Here is a 19,952-nt window from a genome sequence, read left to right as displayed (position 1 = left end):
AATACCACTGATATCATTATCGGATGGCGACCACAAAAAAGTGCATTGAAAACAGGTGGTTTTACAATATTGTGTGTTAAATTTGTTTCATTAAACGAAATTATTTTCTGCCGAGAGTGTTGGTAATGACAAAAAAACAAGTCAAATTAGATCGTATCAATCGCCGTATCATTGTGGAATTGCAAAACAATGCGCGGATTAGCAATAACGAGCTCTCAGAGAAAATTGGATTATCGCCAAGTGCCTGTTTACAACGCGTTAAAGCGCTAGAGGATGTGGGATATATTCAGCAATACGTCATGGTCGCCGATCTCGATAAACTGTGTAATAACGTCAAAGCTTACGCCATGATTAATCTAAAAAATCATACCTATCAAGATTTCAGTATTTTTGAAAAAGGCATTCGTGAGTGTCCACAGGCACTGGACTGCTTACGTGTGAATGGCGGTATCGATTACATTGTGTTTATGGTGTGCTCGTCGATAGAAGACTTTAACCAGCTTTGTGACGAATTGTTACAGAGTCCATTAGGGATCGCTAAAATTACTAGCCATTTTATTCTCGATGAACCTAAGTGGTTTGGCGGCTATCCATTTGACGCCCTCGAGTGGCGAGAATAGCCCTGATTCACAACGAAGAAAAACTGTCACAAGACTGTCATATCCATTCAATACACTGGAGTTTATCGTTCTAAAATACAACTAAATCATTATGAGCTTACAGCAAGAGTTAGCGCAAATTATTAAACACGAATCCCTTAATGCGGTATTCCAACCTATTTACGCGACAGATAAGTGTGAACTCTATGGCTATGAAGCGCTGATCCGCGGCCCGTCAGATAGCGCGCTTGCTAGTCCACAAATGCTGTTTGATACGGCTCTTGAATGTGGTTTGCTGTCACAGCTTGAACTAGTTTGTCGCAAAATATCCATTGCCCGTTTCGCCGATTTAGAATTGAAGGGAATGTTGTTTCTCAACGTCAGTCCCATGATCTTTTTGCAAACCGACCATCCGCATGGCAAAACACTTTCTTATGTTAAAGATAGCGGCTTGCTGCCGGAGCAGGTGGTGATTGAGCTTAGCGAAAAATACCCTATCGACAGCCCAAGTGTGTTGCAAAAAGCCCTGATGCATTATCGCGATTTAGGTTTTCGTATTGCGGTGGATGATTTAGGCGCTGGCTATGCCGGGCTAAAGCTCTGGTCGCAGGTGAAGCCGGATTTTGTGAAAATTGATTACTACTTTATCAATCAGCTGCATGTTGATCCTGTTAAGCGTGAATTTGTTAAAAGCATTCTCAATTTAGGTGAGAAAATTAACGCGCGAGTGCTCGCTGAGGGCATTGAAACCGAACAAGAATTTGAGCAACTGCAAGATCTCGGTATTAACTTTGGACAGGGTTTTTTATTTGCTAGACCTGAATCTTACCCCAAGCGAGATGTGCCTGCGGTTATTCTCAATTATCAGCGCTCAAGCTTGTATTTACCGCAATTGGAGCTAACAGCAAGTTCGCTGTTACAACCCGCGCAAACCTTTCATATGAATACGCGCGCTAATGATGTGGTGAACTATTTTCACAAGCATACCAACGTTAATTCAATTCCGGTGCTTGATGGTAAAAAGCCAGTTGGCATGATTTTGCGTAGCGATATTCTAGAGCTGTATTCGACGCCATATGGGCGCGCGCTTAACGAGCGCAAACGTATCAAAGAAATCATGAATGATTCGCCAGTAATCGTCGATGCAAGCACCCGTCTCGATGAGTTATCCAAAGTGGTAACGGCAGAGCAAGATGATCAGTTGCAATGGCATTTTATTATTACCGATCGCGATCACTACATTGGTATTGGGTCGATTCGAGACTTGCTGAGACAGCTGACCCAACAACAAATCAAACACGCCAGTTATGCCAATCCACTGACCTTGTTGCCGGGTAATGTGCCCATTTATCGTCATGTCGACCGACTACTCAGTGAACAACGCAAATTTTACTTCGCGTATTTTGATCTCAATAACTTCAAGCCATTTAACGATGTATATGGTTATTCGAAAGGCGATGATGTCATAGGGCTGGTGGCTAAATTAATGCAACAAAGTTGCTTGGCTAGTGACTTTGTTGGTCACATTGGCGGCGATGATTTTGTGGCAATATTTGAACGGGATAACTGGCATCATCACTGTCAGCAAATTCTGAGCGAGTTTGATAATGAAGTGCGCAAGTTTTATAGCAAGCAAGATTTAGCACAATCTGGCATTTATGCGAAATCACGCAGTGGTGACGAACAGTTTTTCCCGCTACTGAGTCTTGCTGTTGGTGTTGTTGCTCCTGATGTAACAGTCTGCAGTTCTCATCACGACATTGCTGAAATGGCGAGTGATGCTAAAAAACAAGCCAAGAAATTCGGCCACTCGGCAATTTTCTTATCAAGACGCACAAAACCAACATCCTGTGCTGATATTCCCCAGGAAAGTGGCACTATTGAAGCAACATCATAAAAATTGTCAGCACAGCAATTGATAAGCCTGTACACTGTCGCTCATTATCGTCACATCATGGCGAACCTCTTACATCTCTAGGATTTAGCAATGAGCAACAGCAAAAAATTTGATATTCGTTTACTTGAAGAAAAAGCTCAAGCATAGGCAGATGAAGCACTAAAAGGATTTTTAGCGACAATTAGCGCACGTAACAAACGCCGTTAATTTTTCTTAAATGATAAAAACGCCTTAATAATTTAGTTATTAAGGCGTTTTTTTATGCTTATTTGCTTAGACTAATGAAGAACGCCATCTCTAACGCTTTCTCATGCAGACTTTTAAATCGCCCCGACGCACCCGCATGACCACTGTCCATATCAGTCTTAAACACCAGCAAGTTATCGCTGGTATTGTATTCACGCAACTTAGCCACCCATTTCATCGGCTCAAAATATTGCACCTGTGAGTCGTGAAGACCCGTGGTGACTAATAAGTTTGGATAGTCTTGCGCTACTATGTTATCCATCGGCGAATAAGCTTTGATGGTGTTATAAGCCGCCAATTCGTTAGGATTTCCCCATTCGTCATATTCGTTGGTGGTCAGCGGAATAGATTCATCGAGCATGGTAGTAAGCACATCCACAAAAGGCACGTGTGAGCCAACGCCGCGATAAAGCTCAGGCGCTTGATTGATGACTGCGCCCATCAACAAGCCACCAGCACTGCCGCCACTGGCAAAGAGTTTGTTTGGGTGACTAATTTTCTGCTCAATCAGATAACGACCAATATCGATAAAGTCGTTAAAGGTGTTTTGTTTATGCGCCTTTTTGCCTTGTTCATACCAATGACGACCAAGCATTTCACCGCCGCGAATATGGGCGATAACATAAACGAAACCGCGGTTGAGCAAACTTAAAGTATGAGGACTGAAATTAGGGTCGATGGTAATGCCATAAGCGCCATAGCCATATTGCAGCGTTGGGTTAGTACCATCTTGTTTAAATAACGATTTCTTATACACCAGTGAAATTGGTACTTGCTGATTGTCACGGGAAGTCACAAACAGACGTTGTGATTCGTACTCATCGCGATTGAATTCGCCAAGCACCTTTTGCTCTTTGAGTAGCGTTTGCGCCGTCGTAGCTAAATCGACACTAAACAGCGAGCCCGGCGTAGTAAGCGAGCTGTAATAAATACGCGCGCTAGTGGCTTCAGGCTCAGGATTATCACCAAGGCAGGCGTAGTAACAAGGATCGTTAAATTCAATTGGGTAGTGTTTGTCGCCAGCGTGGATCACAAAACGAATTTGTCCAAGCTCACGTTCAGACACGACTAAGAAATCGTTAAAGATTTCGATATCTTCAATTAGCACCTCATCGCGATGAGCAATCAAGGTTTGCCATTGGTTAATATCGCCAATGGTCTCAACTGTGGCTGTCATTACTTTAAAGTTGGTCGCTTGATGATTTGAAGTGATGTAGAAGGTATCGCCGAGTTTGTCTGCGTTGTATTCGTGACCTTCGATAACGTCGACTAATGGAGCAAATTCTGCCGTTGGCTCATTAGCATCGATAAATAAGGTGTCGCTGGTTTCAGTGGCATTGAGGTTGATGAAAATAAGTGACTCATCGCGGCTTTTACTCAGGCTCATGTAAAAGCTATGATCTTCTTCTTCATACACCATCACATCATCTGATTGCGGCGTGCCTAAAACGTGGCGATAGAGCTGAGTGCCCAGCAGAGTTTGCTCGTCTTTTTTCACGTAAAACACCGTTTGACTGTCATTGGCCCAAATGACCTGACCTTCGGTGTTTTCCAACACATCACTTAGTAGCTCACCGCTGGCAATATCTTTAAAGTGAATAGTGTAAATGCGGCGGCCGTCAAAATCACTGGCCCAACTCAGAAGCTTATCATCGGTGCTAATCGACATATCACCAAGCTCAAAATGCTCACATTCTTGCGCTAATGCGTTCACATCTAGCAGTAAGTGCTTATTGGCGTACTTATTATCAGTGCTGCGAAAATAGCGGGCATATTCGTCATCGCCGCTAACTTCGCTGTGATACCAAAAATCGCCATCTTTCACTGGCACCGTATTGTCATCTTTGCAAATACGGCCTTTTAGTTCTTCAAACAGCTCATCTTGAAGTGGCTTTTGTGGTGCTAGCATCGCATCACAATAAGCATTCTCGGCCTCTAGATGCGCCAGAATTTCTTTATCAGTACGGCTGTCATCACGCATCCAATAGTAATTGTCGATACGTGTTTCATTGTGAGTGGTGAGTTGATGCGGGATTTTTTTAGCGATAGGCGCAATGGGATGAGTCACGAATTACCTTTTAAATGAGAACTGTTGTTAATTGGCTAGTGTAGCTGAGGATGTGGGGGAGGGGAAGTGGCCTAAGTCTAATCAATTCGTGCAATATTATTTCAGCTTTAGTATTTTAGTGCGCTATTGGCATTAAAAAGGGATTTATTGGCGTGATGTACAGATTGATATTAATAATTTTTTTATTATTTTCTCATAATGTCTACAGCGATGAGATATTCAAGTACAAGGACGCGAGTGGTAAGTGGGTTTATACTGATAAACGTCCTTTGGATCTAAAAAAGGATGAATACAAAAGTGTAAAATTTAAGAGAGAGTCGTTAAAGGTTGAACCAAGGGTATACACTCGCCGAAAGAATGGAAAAATCCAGTTAGTTGCCAATAACCCATATCATGCTCCAGTTGAGTTTCTTGTAAAGTCAACACAGTTTTCTAACGGCTCTAAAAAGTTCATAGTTTCAGCTGCAAGCCGCGAAGTTCTTTTATCAAAGCCTAGCAAGTTAGGAAAGTATAAATACCGTTGGAGGTTGGGAGACTCGGCAGCCAAACCGGACAACTTTCTTTATAAGATACCAGTTTCATCACGGTCTACGCATGAAATAACTCAAGCATTTTATGGCGCTTTTTCACATTCTAAAGAACCAAGTAAATTTGCCGTCGATATAGCTCTACCATTGAGAACGAATATAATAGCAGCAAGAGATGGAATTGTTATATGGGTTAAAGACGATTATCAATGGGGCGGAAAGAGTAAATTCTTTCTTGATAAAGCAAATTATATAAAAATCCTTCATAAGGACGGAACATACGCAACTTATGCTCATATTATAGCTGGTTCGGCTACTGTTAAAGCAGGAGACACTGTGGAAACTGGAGACTTGTTGGCGAAATCAGGTTCATCCGGTTATTCGACTGGCCCTCACCTTCACTTTGTTGTACGTAAAAATTCTGGCGCTAGAACAGTTTCAGTTCCATTTCGTTTTATTGCAAGTGATGGTGCTATCGTAACACCTCGAAAGGGAATGCGAATTGACGCTTTGAAAAAACGTTTTGTTAATTATTAGGCAAATAATGAATATTAAAAATACTGACAACACCGAGCATTATAAATGGGGCGAAAACTGTGATGGTTGGAATTTGTTAAAGTCTGACGGCTTAAGCGTAATACAAGAACGTGTGCCCGCTGGCGAGCAAGAGTGTCGGCATTATCACAATCATTCGCAACAGTTTTTCTATATTTTAGCGGGAAGCGCACAAATGGAAATAGCGGGTGTAATTCATCAAGTCGCTGCTGGCAGTGGTATTCACGTACCTGCCGGCGAACCACATCAATTGAAAAATAACGGCACTGATGAGCTTGAAATGTTAGTGATTTCTCAGCCAATAAGTCATGGTGACCGAGTGCTTGCTTAAGGTAATTTAATTCACAAACTTGGGAAGTGATTTTATGAAGAATTTATATTTTGTTTTGGGACTTTTATTTTTCTCTGTATTACCAAACTCACTGCATGCGAAAAATATTTGTCCTGTAAATGAAAATATTGCAGAAGACATGCGTATCGATGAGTCAGAGTTTAACGAGGAAAAGGCTAAAGCGAGTTTGGCTTATCTGACTAAATTAGTTAACGATCCTAAGACTCCAAGAGCATGGTTTTCAATTCCAAATAGCACTAAATTTATCGAAGGTTTTGTGTTGAAACGTGCAGCTACTGCGCCTAATGCTAACCAATTTGCAAGAGAAGAATTTTGTAAATTTATGGAAAAGCAGGCTTGGTATTATGACTAGGAGTAACGATGAGTCATTGTAGCGTATGTAACGGCGAGCTAACTGAATTACCAATGTGCTTTGGCGCCAATTCTCCTGCATCTTTGTTGGTTTCGCCTAATGAGTATGACACGCGGGTTAATGAAAATAGTGATTTGTGCGTCATTGATGACGAACACTTTTTTATTAGAGGACATATTGAAATACCTGTAATTGATCACGATGATCCTTTTATTTGGTCGGTATGGGTTTCGTTGAGTAAAGACAGTTTTGAGCATGTAAATACGCATTGGAATGACGAAGAAAGGGAGAGTCATTCACCTTATTTTGGTTGGTTATGTACATCGTTACCTCGTTATCCTGATACTATGCACTTAAAAACGGGTGTTCAGTCTCGTGCTGTTGGCCAAGTACCTTCGATAACTATCGAACCAAGTGAACACCCATTGTCACAAGAGCAGTCAACTGGAATCTCATTGGCTCGTGCTTATGAAATTATCAATGAAGTAATGGGATAGCTGAACTACGAACGAGCTTTCATTACAAAGCGCTTTACATTAGAAAATAACTCACCAACAAGAATCTAATTATACGGAGATACCACTTTTGAAACATGTTTTAACTAGGCGTAAAAATTATCTGCAAATTGTTTCGGGGATGTTTAGCCCTGCAGTATTCGTCGCTTTTGTTTGTTGGCAGTTACCGTCGCTGACTTCAGACATCTTGATGTATGTTGTACCTGTCTTTTTACTATCTACGTTCGTTAGTCTTAAAAGTGGCCTTAAACCAGCTGCGTGGATCACTAATGATGAACTCTATATCCGTGATGGTATTTTTCGTATTGAGTCGATCCCTTTAGAAAAGGTTGAAGCTATGAGCTATAAAGTTGGCGTTAAAGATGATCGTGAAAGGGGCGTAGATATCCATTTATTGATGGTAAAAATGAAAGGATTTAGTGAGTGGCATATTCCTATTCGCGACAGAATAGATCATGGCAAAGAGCTGAGATTGTTTAAGTTTATTCGTGATAACTTTTTTCCACTGTCCTTAATAACGCCTACAGCAGATGAGTTAAGCGATTAACCTCTCCGCGTTGAGGAATTCGTGTCTTTGAAATCACCATTACTGATTGCCATCATCCTAACATTTGTTGGATTAATCGCTTTTATTATTAATTGGAATTTATGGGAATTCTTTAATGGGCCAATGCCTGGTTATCAAACATTATTGTTTCCGGGCAATCTAACACTCGAGTATTTTTGGCATCCTATATTTACTGAAGAAGTGACATTTTGGCCAAAGCTTTTAATGTTGATGACAGGTCAGTTTGTTGTCAGTTTTGTGGCCGTATATTTTATTTCTAAAATAATTCGGTGACACAAAAAAGCAGCAATAATGCTGCTTTTTTACAAACTCACTTAATCAAGCAAGTTATTCACCCAATACGTTCAGCGTTGAAATATAAAAGTTCTTATCAACACTAAAGCTCGGGTTGGCTTTGTCGATTTTGACACTTGCCCAGCGAGTTGTTGGTGTTATCCAGCGTTCTTTACCATCGATGGTAACTTTAATTGGCATCGCGAAGTTTTTAACGCTGTTGCTCCAACGAACCATCATCTTTTTGTCTTTGATTAGGTACTCAAGTGTTGGCAGGCGATAGTCGCGCAGGTATTGATCGAAGATACTGCTGAGATCTTTACCTGATTTTTCACTCAAGTATTTTTCAATTTGCTCTGTTGTGACGATTTGATGGTAAAAGTCTTTGTTTAGGCCGCGCAGAATCTCACGCCACAATTTATCGTTATCAACGATTTGGCGGATTGTATGTAACATGTTTGCACCCTTGTCATACATGTCACTTGAACCGCTGCGATCTGCATTATAGGTGCCAATAATTGGGCTTTGATTTGCGATATTGGCACGTTGACCACGCATGTATTCATGACCTGCTTCTTTGCCGTAAAAGTATTCCACAAACAGGTTTTCGCTGTAGGTGGTGAAACTTTCGTGGATCCACATGTCCGCCACGTCTTTGTTGGTTAGGTTATTAGCAAACCACTCGTGACCAGATTCGTGAACGATAATGAAATCGAATTTCAAACCCCAACCAGTGCGGCTGCGATCGCGGCCTAAATAGCCGTTTTGATAACCATTGCCATAGGTAACGGCACTTTGATGTTCCATGCCAAGGTATGGCACTTCGATTAGCTTAAAACTGTCTTCATAAAATGGGTAAGGACCGAACCAATGCTCAAGTGCTTCCATGGTGCGCGTAGCGTCTTTGAATTGTACTTTTGCTTTGGCAAGATTGTCGCGCAGCACGTAGTAATCCATGTCGAGCACGCCTTTTTCACCTTGGTATTTTTCCGAAAAGTGTACGTAGTCGCCAATGTTTAGGCTAATGGCGTAGTTGTTAATGGTGTTAGTTACGCGCCAGTGATAGGTCTTGGTGTTTCGTGCTGCATTTTCATCGATACCCACGAGGCGGCCGTTAGAAATATCCATTAGGTTTTCTGGAACTTCCACAGATACATCAGCGCCGTTGTCTGGTTCGTCGTATGGATGGTCCTTGTTAGGCCACCAAATACTAGCGCCATTGCCTTGATTAGAGGTAGCAATAAAGTGATTGCCGTTGGCATCTTTTTCCCATTGAATGCCGCCGTCCCATGGTGGGCGTTTGGCAACTTGCGGTTGGCCGTCAAACTCAATAGTTACTTGATATTCTTTGCCAATTTCTTGTTTACCTACCGTATGAATAAAGTAGGTGTAACCGTCTTTATCTACTTTTAATTGTTTGCCATTTTGCGTCACCTTGCCTAGTTTCATTGGCGGTTGCAGTTCTATTTGCAAGCGGTCTTTGTTAGACAGCACCTTATAGGTCATGACATTAGTGCCAGAGATGTAACGTTTTTCTGGCTGGACATCGACATAGAGATCGTAATGTTTTAGATCCCACCAGCTGCGCTCAGGCGTGATGCTGCCGCGCAGTTTTTCTTGGTGAGATATAGGATTAGTTTTGTTGACCAGTAAATCGGCAGCTTGCGCAGGAATGCTTAATGCACTAAGTAGAAGTCCTGCTGTGGCGATGTTTTTAATTGTTGTCATTATCATGCCTAGGCTTAATAGAAATAGGCGCATAATATAGCAGTGTTGTAGTGTGCAAACAAAAGCGTTGGTTAATTTATTCGCAGAATTAGCGCTTAGATTTGTAACAATATAATTTTTAAAGTAATGTTGAGAGATAGCATTTCTATTTACAGGCCGTAGGCCTTCAAAAAAGAGCATTTTACATGGCGCATAAGCTGGCCAATTCACTGGTTGTTTTGGATTTTGAAACCACGGGACTCTCGCCTGATAATGGCGATAGAGCCATAGAAATTGGTGCGGTTAGAATTGTTGACGGTGAAATTACCGAGCAATTTCAATCGTTAATGAATCCGGGTCGTCAGGTCAGTAGTTTTATTGAAGATTACACCGGCATCACCAATGAGATGTTAGCTGACGCACGGCCATGTCGTGAAGTAATGGCGGAGTTTTGTGACTTTATTGGTGACGATAATTTATTGGCGCATAACGCTTCTTTCGATCAGAAGTTTTTAGAGCATGAGCTAGGGCTAATCAATCGACAATATGGTGGTGAATTTACTTGCTCGCTGCTCGCCGCACGCCGTTTGATTACCGATTCTAACAGTCATAGTTTAGGCAACTTAGTGAAGCACTTAGCACTTGCTGGCGAAGGCAATTTTCACAGAGCGTTGTTTGACGCGCAAATGACGGCGAAACTGTGGCTGTCGATGCTCGATATCATTAACGAGCAGTTCCATATTAGTTCGGTGCCTTTCTCTTTGATGCAACAGATTTCTTGTACACCTAAAAAACAGGTCGCTGGCCTGCTTCAAAATTACAATCTGCAACAATGTAGTTTCTAGCTACGTTTCAACAAGGACGTTCATTTTGCTGTTTCTCCGTTTATTCATCCTGTTTGGTTTGTTTGCTAACGCTTCTGTCGCTATGGCATCATCGCCTGTTGTTGGCAAGGCTACGAAGCAGCCAGCACCGAGCTGGGTAAAATCAATTACACCTAATTTACCGCAAGAAATTCCCATTAAAGACATTAGTAATGGCACTTATTATTTGCTGGCTGATGAGCAAAATCGTGTAACAGAAAACAACGCGCAGGCGTTTAGGCATTACGCCGAGCTTATTGTTAATCAAAAAGGCGTGCAGCAGTCAGGGCAGGTGAGTGTTACTTTCGATCCCATTTATGAGTCTGTGGTGTTTCATCGCCTCAATATAATTCGCGATGGTGAAGTGCTCGACAAATTAGCGGCTAGCGATATCAAATTAATTAGCGTTGAACCTGAATTTGATAAGCTGATATATAATGGCCGTCAAAGCGCCAAAATTATTATTGATGATGTGCGTGTTAACGATGTTCTGGAATATTCTTATTCGCGCATCGGCCGTAATCCTGTCTATCAGGGGCTGTATAACTATCGTCCGTACGTCAGCTGGTCGGTGCCTTTGCATCAGCAATATGTCAGTGTGTTGTGGGGTAAAGAGGCGCCGCTTTACGTGAGTGCTTCTGATGAGAATTTTAAAATCAGTGAATCGACGAGCACAGATGATAGCGGCAAATCTTATGCACTGTATGAGTTTGAGCGTATTGATGGCGAATATCACGACTACAACAGTCAAACTCCTGATTGGTTTGAGCCATATCAGCGTCTGTATTTTACTCAATCTAAAAGCTGGGGCGAGATTGTTGATTGGGCATTGCCGATGTATCAAGCCGCATTTTCTGACAATGAAAATAGCGCGTTAAACCAATTAGTGCTGGATATTCAGTTGGCGCACAAAACACCACAGCAGCAAGTCGCTGCGGCGCTAAAAGTGGTGCAAGACGATGTGCGTTATTTTGGTATTGAAATGGGGCGCAACTCTCATCAACCTTCCCACGCTAGTGAAACCTTAGAAAGACGCTACGGCGATTGTAAAGACAAAGTAGTTCTCTTTGTTTCTATTCTCAAGGCGTTGGGCATCGAGGCGTATCCAGCGTTAGTTAATACCGACGATGGCCGTGGTTTGCTAAATGTACCACCGGGCGTTGGCAGCTTTGATCACGTTATTGCGCAGGTTGTGATGGGCGATAAGCATTATTGGTTTGATCCAACATTGAGTTTTCAGGCGGGACAAATCGATGATATTTTTCAGCCAAACTATGACGTTGCGTTATTGATTAAGCCTGGCAGCAACCAGCTAATTTCTATGGATGAGAGCGAGCGTAAGGTTGGCGAGTTTGTGCAAGAGATATTTGATGTCACTGAGGGTGGAGGCAAGCCAGCTAAATTGACGGTTGAATCGCAATACCTTGGCAATATAGCCGATAGAAACCGCCGCCGCGTTGCCGAAGATGGCTTAGCGGAATTGGAGAAAGATTACCTTAATTTTTATCGCGATTATTACGCGCAAACAGAGACAATCACTCCTATTGCCGTGTCGCAAGATGCTACGACAGGGCAGGTCAATCTTACTGAACATTATCAGCTTAATGACTTTTGGCAAGAGCAAGGTTCAGGACGCTTTGACGGCGAGTTTTACGCCCATGCCATTCGCGGCTATTTAAAGAAACCGTCACAGCTCAAGCGTAATTCACCGTATTATTTGAGCCATCCGGTGCACGTTAAACAGCAAATTAAGGTATTAATTGGCGAAGATGGTTGGGAGTTTAATCAAGACTCATTAAAGCAAGATAACGATTTTTATTACTTTAATTATCAATTGAATTTTGATGAGCAAGCACGCGAATTAACGATCGATTATGAATACCGCTCTAAAGTGGGCTTTGTTAGCGTTGAAAACCTAGCAGCCTACAATAAGCAGCGAGAAGCAGCTCGCAAGGAAACTTACTATTCAATTTCTGACTACATAGACACAGCGCCAAGTGAATCTAGCAGTAATAACTACACCAGTGTTGAGAAGCTAGTGAGTCTTGCCGTCGTTACCGTGTTTTTTGTCGGTTATGGCGTGATAATGATGGCGTGGTTAATTGATGGCAGCGAATACAATCGAAAACCACAAACATTCCTCTATCCTGTGAGTTTTACCAAGGTATTGGTGTTATCTCTCTTAACCCTTGGATTTTATCCGAGCTATTGGATGTATCGCCAGTGGCAAGCTATTAAAGAGCGCACTGGTGAGTCGCTATCACCTTTTATTCGCGCTGTATTTGGCGTGTTGTGGTTTATTCCATTGTGGCTGCGGATCCGCGAAATAGATAATCACCACATGAAGCTTTCCTTTCCAAAACTACTATCAGTATCTTTGGCATTAGTGATGTATCTGTTGTTTTTGATCGCGGCGTGGGTCAGTTATTACGATCACTATTGGTTGATTACCCCTGCGATTATCGCCGTTAGTTTGTGGCCAATGGTGGCGGCGATTAATAGTGCCAACAAAGAACATCAGCAAGAAGTGAACTTTAACAATCGCTGGTTGCCTCGTCATTTAGCCATGCTAGCGCTGTTTTTACCAAGTGTGGTGTATGTAGCAGCCCAGTGGAGTCACTTTGTGCCGTCGCAACGCGTGGTGGCGACTGATGCATTGTGGCCACATGATATTCAGTTTATGCGTCGTAATGCCGTACTGATGGAAGATGAAGTTCCAACCTTGTTTTACAGTGATGCGCTGCTTGATATGACAAAAGATGGTAATGGTTTTACAAAGGACAATGTATTTTCCTATTGGTTTGATGCCCAGAAGGACTTTAATGTCGAGCGCGCCGCTTTTAGTGATATTAAAACCATTGAATTTAAACCGGGGGAAGGCTCATTTAACGCTACCATTACGGTGACTCGACTAGATGATAGTAACTTCGATCTTTATGTGCCGAAGGCAGGCGGTGATGATGAGTATTTTTATCAGCAGCTTAATGCGCAATGGCAGCGCATTAAGCCGTCAGCTAGTAAATAAGCAGAGCTAGTTAACTACAATACCTGATTGAGCGAGCTTAGCGGCCAGTTGCTGGTGGTTAGCTCGCAGCGCTTTTAGTCCGTTATTTTCCATTTCATTTATTAATTCACGCAGTTTTTTCGAGCCGAATGTCGCGCCGTATTTACGGTTTTCAATGCGGCGAATAATGTCGTCAGATTGGGCGTAAAAGTGACTTGCTTGCGACAGTATGTCAGACGGTGTTTCTAGCGTTGATGATGAGAATTTCATATTTTCCCATACGAATTTCAGCAGCACAGGGCGTTGTGATTTCAAGTCGTAAACTTTGTTTGATGCAACCAAATCGGCGTACTCTTTGAGTGTTGCGATGTTAGCGGTAATTTCATTGTCGAGGGAGCGACGCAGGTGATAGTTGTTTTCTTGGCGATTGAGTGAATCAAACTGAATGGCTTGCGATAAACCTTCTTGAGCTGCCAAATACACACCAGTGATGGTCGCAATAATCATAAAGATCTGGCTGATCCAAAAACTGGTTTTGGTGAGCTCTCTATTGTCGAGTCTTTGCGTAAAACGCGCTGGTTGTGTTGAATTTGAGGTTGGAGTTTTGTTCGCTGAATCCATCTGTGTTGTCCATGTTAGTAGCCTGTTTCAGGCTACTAATTTTGGCACAACGGCAATAATTTCACTAGTTGCGATAAAGTGTTTTTATCAGGTGATAACCAAACTGAGTTTTGATGGGGCCGTGGACTTCTAAAATAGGTTTTTTAAATACGACGTTATCAAAAGCCTTAACCATTTGACCCGGTCTGAACTCACCGAGGTTGCCACCTTTTTTTCCTGATGGACAGGTAGAGTGTTTCTTTGCAAGATCAGCAAAGCTCGCACCTTTAGCAAGTTGCTGTTTTAGTTTCTCGGCTTCTTTCTGGGTTTTTACTAAAATGTGTACGGCGCTGGCGGTAGGCATAATCTCTGACCTTGATGAATAAATTAATGGCCGAGATTATATAACAATTTACGCGTTTGATCGTGCTTTGGCGCTTTAAATACTTGCTCTGCATCACCTGATTCAACCACTTGTCCTTGGTCTAACACCATCACTTTGTCACTAATGTGACGCACCACGTTAATGTTATGGGATACGAAAATATACGACAATCCCATTTCTTGTTGTAGTTTCAATAGCAGATTAATAATTTGCGAACGCACCGACATATCAAGTACCGATAGTGCTTCATCTGCCACAATGATATGCGGATTTAGCATTAGCGCACGAGCAACCGCAATCCGCTGTTTTTGGCCGCCAGAAATCATATGTGGGTAGAAGTGAGCGTGCTCTGGCAATAAGCCAACTTGACGTAGTTTGCTATAAACTTCTTGCTCGCGATCTTTCGCTGGCATATCGGTGGCAAATTTCAGTGGCTCTTCTAGCAGGTTGCCAATACGCATTCGCGGATTGAGACTGGTGTTAGCATCTTGGAAAATCATCCGAATAGCACAACAACGCTGAATATGGTTTTTAATTTCTAGCTGTTCACCTTCGAGAATAATTTCGCCAGAGGTGCGTTGCTCAGCGCCTACTAAAATGCGTGCTAGGGTGGTTTTTCCTGAGCCGGCATTACCAACGATGGATAGGGTTTGTTGCTCTGCTAATTCAAAGGAAACAGGCCCTAAAGCACGTTGGTATTGCGGGATTAACCAGCGATAGCCCACCTTAAAGGATTTGGTTAGGTTGTTAACTTTAAGTAAGGTACTCATATTAGGATTCTACACTCTCAGTTAACGGGAAATGGCAGCTAAAGTAGTGACCACGAGACTTTTCCATGACAGGCGTTTCTACACATTTGCGATGTGCGCGGGGACAGCGCGGCCCAAGACGACAACCGATTGGTAAATGCTGTAATGATGGAACACACCCCGATAAGGTAGTGAGCTGCGATTTGTGGTTTAGCAGCTCGTCAAAATGAGGCATGCTTTGCAATAGCGCCATGGTGTATGGATGAAATGGCTGCTTGAAAATATCTTTAGTAAAGCCTGACTCAACGGTTTGGCCACAGTACATTACGGTAAGTGTTTCAGTCCAATTCTCAACGTGTTCTAAATCGTGAGTAATAAGCAAAATAGAAACTTCATTAAGTTGATTGAGCTTTTTAAACAGCTTGAATATTTGATCTTGCGCGCCTGCTTCGATAACTGTTGTCGGTTCATCAGCAATTAGCAAGCGCGGTTTGTAGGCGATTGTCATGGCGATTAATACCTTTTGACACATCCCCTCAGAAAGCTCATGCGGGTAGCTTTTTAGTACGCGTTTATGATCGCGAATACCGACTTTGTGTAATAAGCTTTTGATTTGCTCGTCACGCCATTTTTTACGGCGATAAAAGGGCACATCACACTCGTCCATCGGCAAGGATTCGTGAAATTGATGGCCAACGGTATCGTTGGGATCGAGGCTTGATGATGGCTCTTGAAATACCATTGCAATTTCACGCCCCATCAATTTACGACGTTCGCTGGCACTAAGTCCTAGTAAATCGACGCCGTTGTAGCGTAGGCGGTCGGCTGATACTGTCCAGCGATCGGTTAATATGCCCATAATGGCTTTGGCCACTAGACTTTTGCCTGAGCCAGATTCGCCTACCAATCCCATTATCTCGCCAGCGTTAAGCGACAAATTCACTCTGTCTACCGCGCGAATGCGACCGTGAGGACTATCAAATTCAATGCTAAGGTTGCGAATGTCGAGTAATGGCATTATCCCAGACCCTCCTTCACCGCGCGTTGCAGGCCGTAACCGATAAAGTTAACAGCTAGTACGCTCGCGAAAATTGCCATACCGGGGAAGGTAACGTTCCACGGCGCAATAAATATCAAATCGACGCCGTCTGCCAGCATAGTGCCCCATTCAGAGGTTGACGATGGCGCGCCAATACGCAAAAAGCCTAGCGTTGCAATATCGATAATGGCGATGGATATTGCCAAGGTAAATTGAACAATCAGTGCATTGAGTACGTTAGGCAAAATGACGTTATAGAAGATTTGAAATTTATTAGCACCATCGAGTTTAGCGGCGATGACATACTCTCGCGATAGCTCATGATGAACGGCGGTATGAGTAGCACGAACAAATTGCGGCACAAGGGCAATGCCTACGGCGATCATTACGTTGGTCATGGTTTGGCCGCTAATGGCAACCAGAACAATGGCAAGCAGTAGAGATGGAATCGCTAAGGTCGCGTCGAGAATGTGGTTGAGAATACTCGATTTTAAGCCGCGAGACATGCCGGATAAAATACCAATCAAAATGCCGAAAAATGCTGCAAAAATTGTCACGATCAGGCTAGCACCAAAGGTGGTGCGCACGCCGTGTAAAAGATCTGAGAAAATATCACGTCCTAAATCGTCGGTGCCAAAGAAGTAAGCAACTTGACCATTTTCATGCCATGACGGCGGATATAAAAGCGCATCGGGGTGCTGCAATCCTGGAGGGTACGGCGCAATAAACGGGGCGATTATGGTGATGAGTAAAAAGCCTAAAAATACCCACAAACCTAGCATTGCCACCGGATAACTAACGAAGTTTAGCCAAATTTGACGCAATGGTGACGGAATAGTTTCTTCTTGGTAAATGCTATCAGATCGAGCCATACTCAGCGCTCCTTCTTCTAGGGGTGGTAGCAATCAACAAGACGTCGCTGATCACTGTCACTACAATTACAAATCCGGCACAGACCAATATACCTGCGCTAATAATTGGATAATTTTGCTGATAGGTCGCTTGAATCAACCATTGACCAATCCCAGGCCACGAAAAAATCACTTCCGTTACCATAGCACTCGTGAGTAGCGTACTTAGTTGCAGCGTGATTTGTGATAATACTGGCTGAATCGCGTTTGGCAGAGCATGATGAAAAATGACTGAAAGGGGGTGCAATCCACGTGCTTGCGCAGCTTTAATATAATTGGCATTGAGCTCTTCGAGCATAGTGGTGCGCGTGATGCGAAATACGATAGCACAAGGAATAACAGCTAGCGTGATTGTTGGCATCACAAGGTGAGCTAGCGCATCTTGATAAGCCAATTGCTTGTATTGAATATCTGACAAGTAGATATCAATCAGGGTAAAGCCCGTCACGTGCTCTACTTGATATAACAGGTTGAGTTTGCCAGCTACGGGTAGCCATTGCAGATCTAAACCAAAATACATTATGGCGATAACGCCGAGCCAGAATACCGGAATAGAATAGCCAATCAGACTGGTACCTAACAGGAAAAAATCACCAAACTTTTTGTAGTAAACCGCCGCAATAATACCCAGCGGCAAGCCTAGTAATAAAGCGATAGTCATGGCGTAAATACACAGTTCAATCGTTGCTGGCAGCAAGCGTAGCATCTCATCGAAAATAGGTTTCGCATCGCTAAAAGAAACGCCAAAGTCGCCGTGTATTCGCTGTTTAATAAAGGAAATGTATTGATTAAACCAGCTTTTATCCAGCTGGTATTGCGCCACTATGGCATCGTATTGGGCGATAGTTGGGTTTTGCACGCCACTAAGGTTAGTCGCTAATTCACCAGGTAGCGCATTGAGCATGATAAAGACTAATAGAAATAAAACGGCGACCGTAAAAACAAACAGATTGATGCGTCTAACAATGTAAAACCACATTACTGAGCACCTCCCGCTTGATTAACAGCAGCCTTGCGTTTTGCCTTGGCAAATGAAATTCCACCGTACGGATTGAGCGACATACCACTGATATTACGACTCTTAACCTGAAAGCGCAGCGCGTGAGCAATAGGAATCAAGGGCACTTGTTCATTAAGGCTTTGCTGCGCTGCCAAATAAAACGGAACGCGTTTTTTCTCGTCGGTAAAGGCGATAGCTTGGTTAATGGTTTCATCGAAATTATCGTTACACCAGTTAACGCGATTACCACCAGATAGCAGTGCAGCACAACTAAATAGTGGCCTAAAGAAGTTGTCGGGATCCGCATTGTCAGCGGTCCAGCCAAGCAACAGTGAGTCGTAGCTATAGTCGTTGAGCTTCTCGATAAACACATTCCAGCCATAGGTCACAATTTTAACTTCAACGCCGATTTTCTTTAGTTGTCCTTGAATTAATTCGGCAGTTTTGATGGCGTTAGGATTGTAAATTCGCTGCACGGGAGCTGCCCACAAGGTCATTTCAAAACCATCGGCGTATCCAGCTTCTGCTAGCAGTGCTTTTGCTTTATCGATATTGTATTCGTAAGGCGGTAACGCATCGTTATATGCCCAAGACAGAGATGGTAAAACACTATCGGCAATAGTCGCACTGCCGTAATACACAGCTTCGACAATGGCTCGTTTATTAATGGCATGTGCTAATGCTTGGCGCACCTTAGGTTCGTTAAAGGGCACGCGTTCGGTGTTAAACCCAAGATAAGATACGTTAAATCCTGTTTGGATTTGTAGTTCGAGTTTCTTGTTTTGACGAATGATATCGATTTCACTCGATTGCGGCAGTGCCGAGACATCACAGTCACCAGTCATCAATTTAGCGATGCGGTTGGTACTTTTGGGCGTGATATCAAATACCAGTTGTTCAATCGCTGGCGCGCCATTCCAGTAGTTAAGATTTGGCTTGTAGCGAATGTGGTCATTTTGAAAGTAAGAATCGAGGACAAATGGGCCTGTACCAATTGGCTTGCTATCGATTTGTGCTTGTTTGTTTTGCGCCGCTAGTTGATCGGCGTATTCTTTAGATTGAATCACCGCAAAGTTTGCTGCGAGGTTGGCCATAAATGAGGCGTCTTTTTCTGTCAGGTGAATCACTATCATGTAGTCATTCACTTTTACGATTTTGTTGATGATATCGGTAAAGCCAACGCTTTGGAAAAACGGATAGCTGCCACCAGACACTTGGTGGTATGGATGAGCAGCATCTATGACGCGGTTAAAGCTAAACAGCACATCGTCGGCATTAAAATCGCGCGTTGGCGTAAAATCTTTATTGCTGTGGAATTTTACGTTTTTGCGCAGGTAAAACGTGTAACTGGTGCCATCTTCGTTAATAAACCAGTGACGGGCTAACGCTGGTACTATGCTGCCAAGCGCAGGGTCGTATTCAACTAAGCGGTTGTATATCTGATACGACGACGCATCAGTGGTAGTGCCGTTGGTGGTTAGCTGTGGATTAAAGGATGTTGGATCGCCTTCTGAGCAATATACAATACCCGGCGTATGGAGGTTTTTATCAACACTAGGGCCACAACCTACTAGCATCAAAATGCTAGTGATAAAGCATACTTTTAAAACAAAAATTAACCAATTTTTCATGCTGGTGTGAGCGCCGCTAGTGATATTTGCTAATGTAACGCCAAGTCCCTGTAACATCAACATAATTATAGACGTAAAATCAGGTATCTCGGCGTTTTTGTGACTCATTTA

General features: G+C 42.9%; 19 protein-coding genes. 10 read left to right on the top strand and 9 right to left on the bottom strand.

Going from position 1 to position 19,952, the window contains the following annotated elements; genetic code table 11:
* Positions 1-125 precede the first annotated feature (125 nt).
* Both MHM98_RS05520 and MHM98_RS05515 read left to right on the top strand, forming a co-directional pair.
* Entirely contained in the window at positions 126-620 is a 495-nt protein-coding gene (locus tag MHM98_RS05520) for an Lrp/AsnC family transcriptional regulator (protein ID WP_239438276.1), read from the top strand.
* A gap of 91 nt (positions 621-711) precedes the next feature.
* Positions 712-2,496, top strand: coding sequence for a GGDEF domain-containing protein (locus MHM98_RS05515; RefSeq protein ID WP_239438275.1), 1,785 nt, complete (start codon positions 712-714; stop codon positions 2,494-2,496).
* A 265-nt stretch (positions 2,497-2,761) separates the two neighbouring features.
* Here MHM98_RS05515 and MHM98_RS05510 read toward each other — a convergent pair whose 3' ends face one another.
* Complete coding sequence (locus MHM98_RS05510; RefSeq protein ID WP_239438274.1) at positions 2,762-4,810, bottom strand: S9 family peptidase; 2,049 nt, start codon at positions 4,808-4,810, stop codon at positions 2,762-2,764.
* A 155-nt stretch (positions 4,811-4,965) separates the two neighbouring features.
* Here MHM98_RS05510 and MHM98_RS05505 point away from each other — a divergent pair, with 155 nt between their 5' ends.
* From MHM98_RS05505 to MHM98_RS05480, 6 genes are all read left to right on the top strand, one after another.
* On the top strand, positions 4,966-5,874 hold the full coding sequence (locus tag MHM98_RS05505) for a M23 family metallopeptidase (RefSeq protein WP_239438897.1): 909 nt from the start codon (positions 4,966-4,968) through the stop codon (positions 5,872-5,874).
* Positions 5,875-5,881: 7 nt separating this feature from the next.
* Positions 5,882-6,223 carry a cupin domain-containing protein gene (locus MHM98_RS05500; protein WP_239438273.1) on the top strand — a complete coding sequence of 114 codons (342 nt, stop codon included), beginning with the start codon at positions 5,882-5,884 and terminating at the stop codon, positions 6,221-6,223.
* A gap of 34 nt (positions 6,224-6,257) precedes the next feature.
* The gene (locus MHM98_RS05495; protein WP_239438272.1) at positions 6,258-6,596 is read left to right on the top strand and encodes a hypothetical protein; all 339 of its coding nucleotides are present in this window, start codon (positions 6,258-6,260) and stop codon (positions 6,594-6,596) included.
* Between the two features lie 8 nt (positions 6,597-6,604).
* On the top strand, positions 6,605-7,093 hold the full coding sequence (locus MHM98_RS05490) for a DUF2199 domain-containing protein (protein WP_239438271.1): 489 nt from the start codon (positions 6,605-6,607) through the stop codon (positions 7,091-7,093).
* 88 nt (positions 7,094-7,181) lie between these two features.
* Complete coding sequence (locus MHM98_RS05485; RefSeq protein WP_239438270.1) at positions 7,182-7,658, top strand: hypothetical protein; 477 nt, start codon at positions 7,182-7,184, stop codon at positions 7,656-7,658.
* 27 nt (positions 7,659-7,685) lie between these two features.
* Positions 7,686-7,952 carry a hypothetical protein gene (locus MHM98_RS05480; RefSeq protein ID WP_239438269.1) on the top strand — a complete coding sequence of 89 codons (267 nt, stop codon included), beginning with the start codon at positions 7,686-7,688 and terminating at the stop codon, positions 7,950-7,952.
* 54 nt (positions 7,953-8,006) lie between these two features.
* Here MHM98_RS05480 and MHM98_RS05475 read toward each other — a convergent pair whose 3' ends face one another.
* Positions 8,007-9,680: a M1 family metallopeptidase gene (locus tag MHM98_RS05475; RefSeq protein ID WP_239438268.1), complete on the bottom strand. Its 1,674-nt coding sequence runs from the start codon at positions 9,678-9,680 to the stop codon at positions 8,007-8,009.
* Positions 9,681-9,865: 185 nt separating this feature from the next.
* Between MHM98_RS05475 and MHM98_RS05470 the strand changes: the two genes are divergently transcribed.
* Both MHM98_RS05470 and MHM98_RS05465 read left to right on the top strand, forming a co-directional pair.
* A complete protein-coding gene (locus MHM98_RS05470) occupies positions 9,866-10,504 on the top strand; it encodes a 3'-5' exonuclease (RefSeq protein WP_239438267.1) in 639 nt (212 codons plus the stop codon).
* 25 nt (positions 10,505-10,529) lie between these two features.
* A complete protein-coding gene (locus tag MHM98_RS05465) occupies positions 10,530-13,547 on the top strand; it encodes a DUF3857 domain-containing protein (protein WP_239438266.1) in 3,018 nt (1,005 codons plus the stop codon).
* Positions 13,548-13,553: 6 nt separating this feature from the next.
* Here the strand turns inward: MHM98_RS05465 and MHM98_RS05460 are convergent, their stop codons facing one another.
* From MHM98_RS05460 to MHM98_RS05430, 7 genes are all read right to left on the bottom strand, one after another.
* Positions 13,554-14,147 (bottom strand): hypothetical protein, encoded by a 594-nt coding sequence (locus MHM98_RS05460; protein ID WP_239438265.1) that lies wholly within the window; start codon positions 14,145-14,147, stop codon positions 13,554-13,556.
* 64 nt (positions 14,148-14,211) lie between these two features.
* A complete protein-coding gene (gene ppiC, locus MHM98_RS05455) occupies positions 14,212-14,490 on the bottom strand; it encodes a peptidylprolyl isomerase PpiC (RefSeq protein WP_275441424.1) in 279 nt (92 codons plus the stop codon).
* A 23-nt stretch (positions 14,491-14,513) separates the two neighbouring features.
* Positions 14,514-15,281 carry an ATP-binding cassette domain-containing protein gene (locus MHM98_RS05450; RefSeq protein WP_239438264.1) on the bottom strand — a complete coding sequence of 256 codons (768 nt, stop codon included), beginning with the start codon at positions 15,279-15,281 and terminating at the stop codon, positions 14,514-14,516.
* Between the two features lies 1 nt (position 15,282).
* Complete coding sequence (locus MHM98_RS05445) at positions 15,283-16,278, bottom strand: oligopeptide/dipeptide ABC transporter ATP-binding protein (RefSeq protein ID WP_239438263.1); 996 nt, start codon at positions 16,276-16,278, stop codon at positions 15,283-15,285.
* Entirely contained in the window at positions 16,278-17,171 is an 894-nt protein-coding gene (locus tag MHM98_RS05440) for an ABC transporter permease subunit (RefSeq protein ID WP_239438262.1), read from the bottom strand. The genes MHM98_RS05445 and MHM98_RS05440 overlap by 1 nt, the downstream gene beginning before the upstream one ends.
* A complete protein-coding gene (locus MHM98_RS05435; RefSeq protein WP_239438261.1) occupies positions 17,158-18,189 on the bottom strand; it encodes an ABC transporter permease subunit in 1,032 nt (343 codons plus the stop codon). The genes MHM98_RS05440 and MHM98_RS05435 overlap by 14 nt, the downstream gene beginning before the upstream one ends.
* Positions 18,189-19,904 carry an ABC transporter substrate-binding protein gene (locus tag MHM98_RS05430; RefSeq protein ID WP_239438260.1) on the bottom strand — a complete coding sequence of 572 codons (1,716 nt, stop codon included), beginning with the start codon at positions 19,902-19,904 and terminating at the stop codon, positions 18,189-18,191. The genes MHM98_RS05435 and MHM98_RS05430 overlap by 1 nt, the downstream gene beginning before the upstream one ends.
* Positions 19,905-19,952 lie beyond the last annotated feature (48 nt).

The organism is Psychrobium sp. MM17-31, from assembly GCF_022347785.1.
Classification (GTDB): Bacteria; Pseudomonadota; Gammaproteobacteria; order Enterobacterales; family Psychrobiaceae; genus Psychrobium.
The sequence above is the reverse complement of the archived record's forward strand: the minus strand, read 5'-3'. Positions and strand labels throughout refer to the sequence as shown.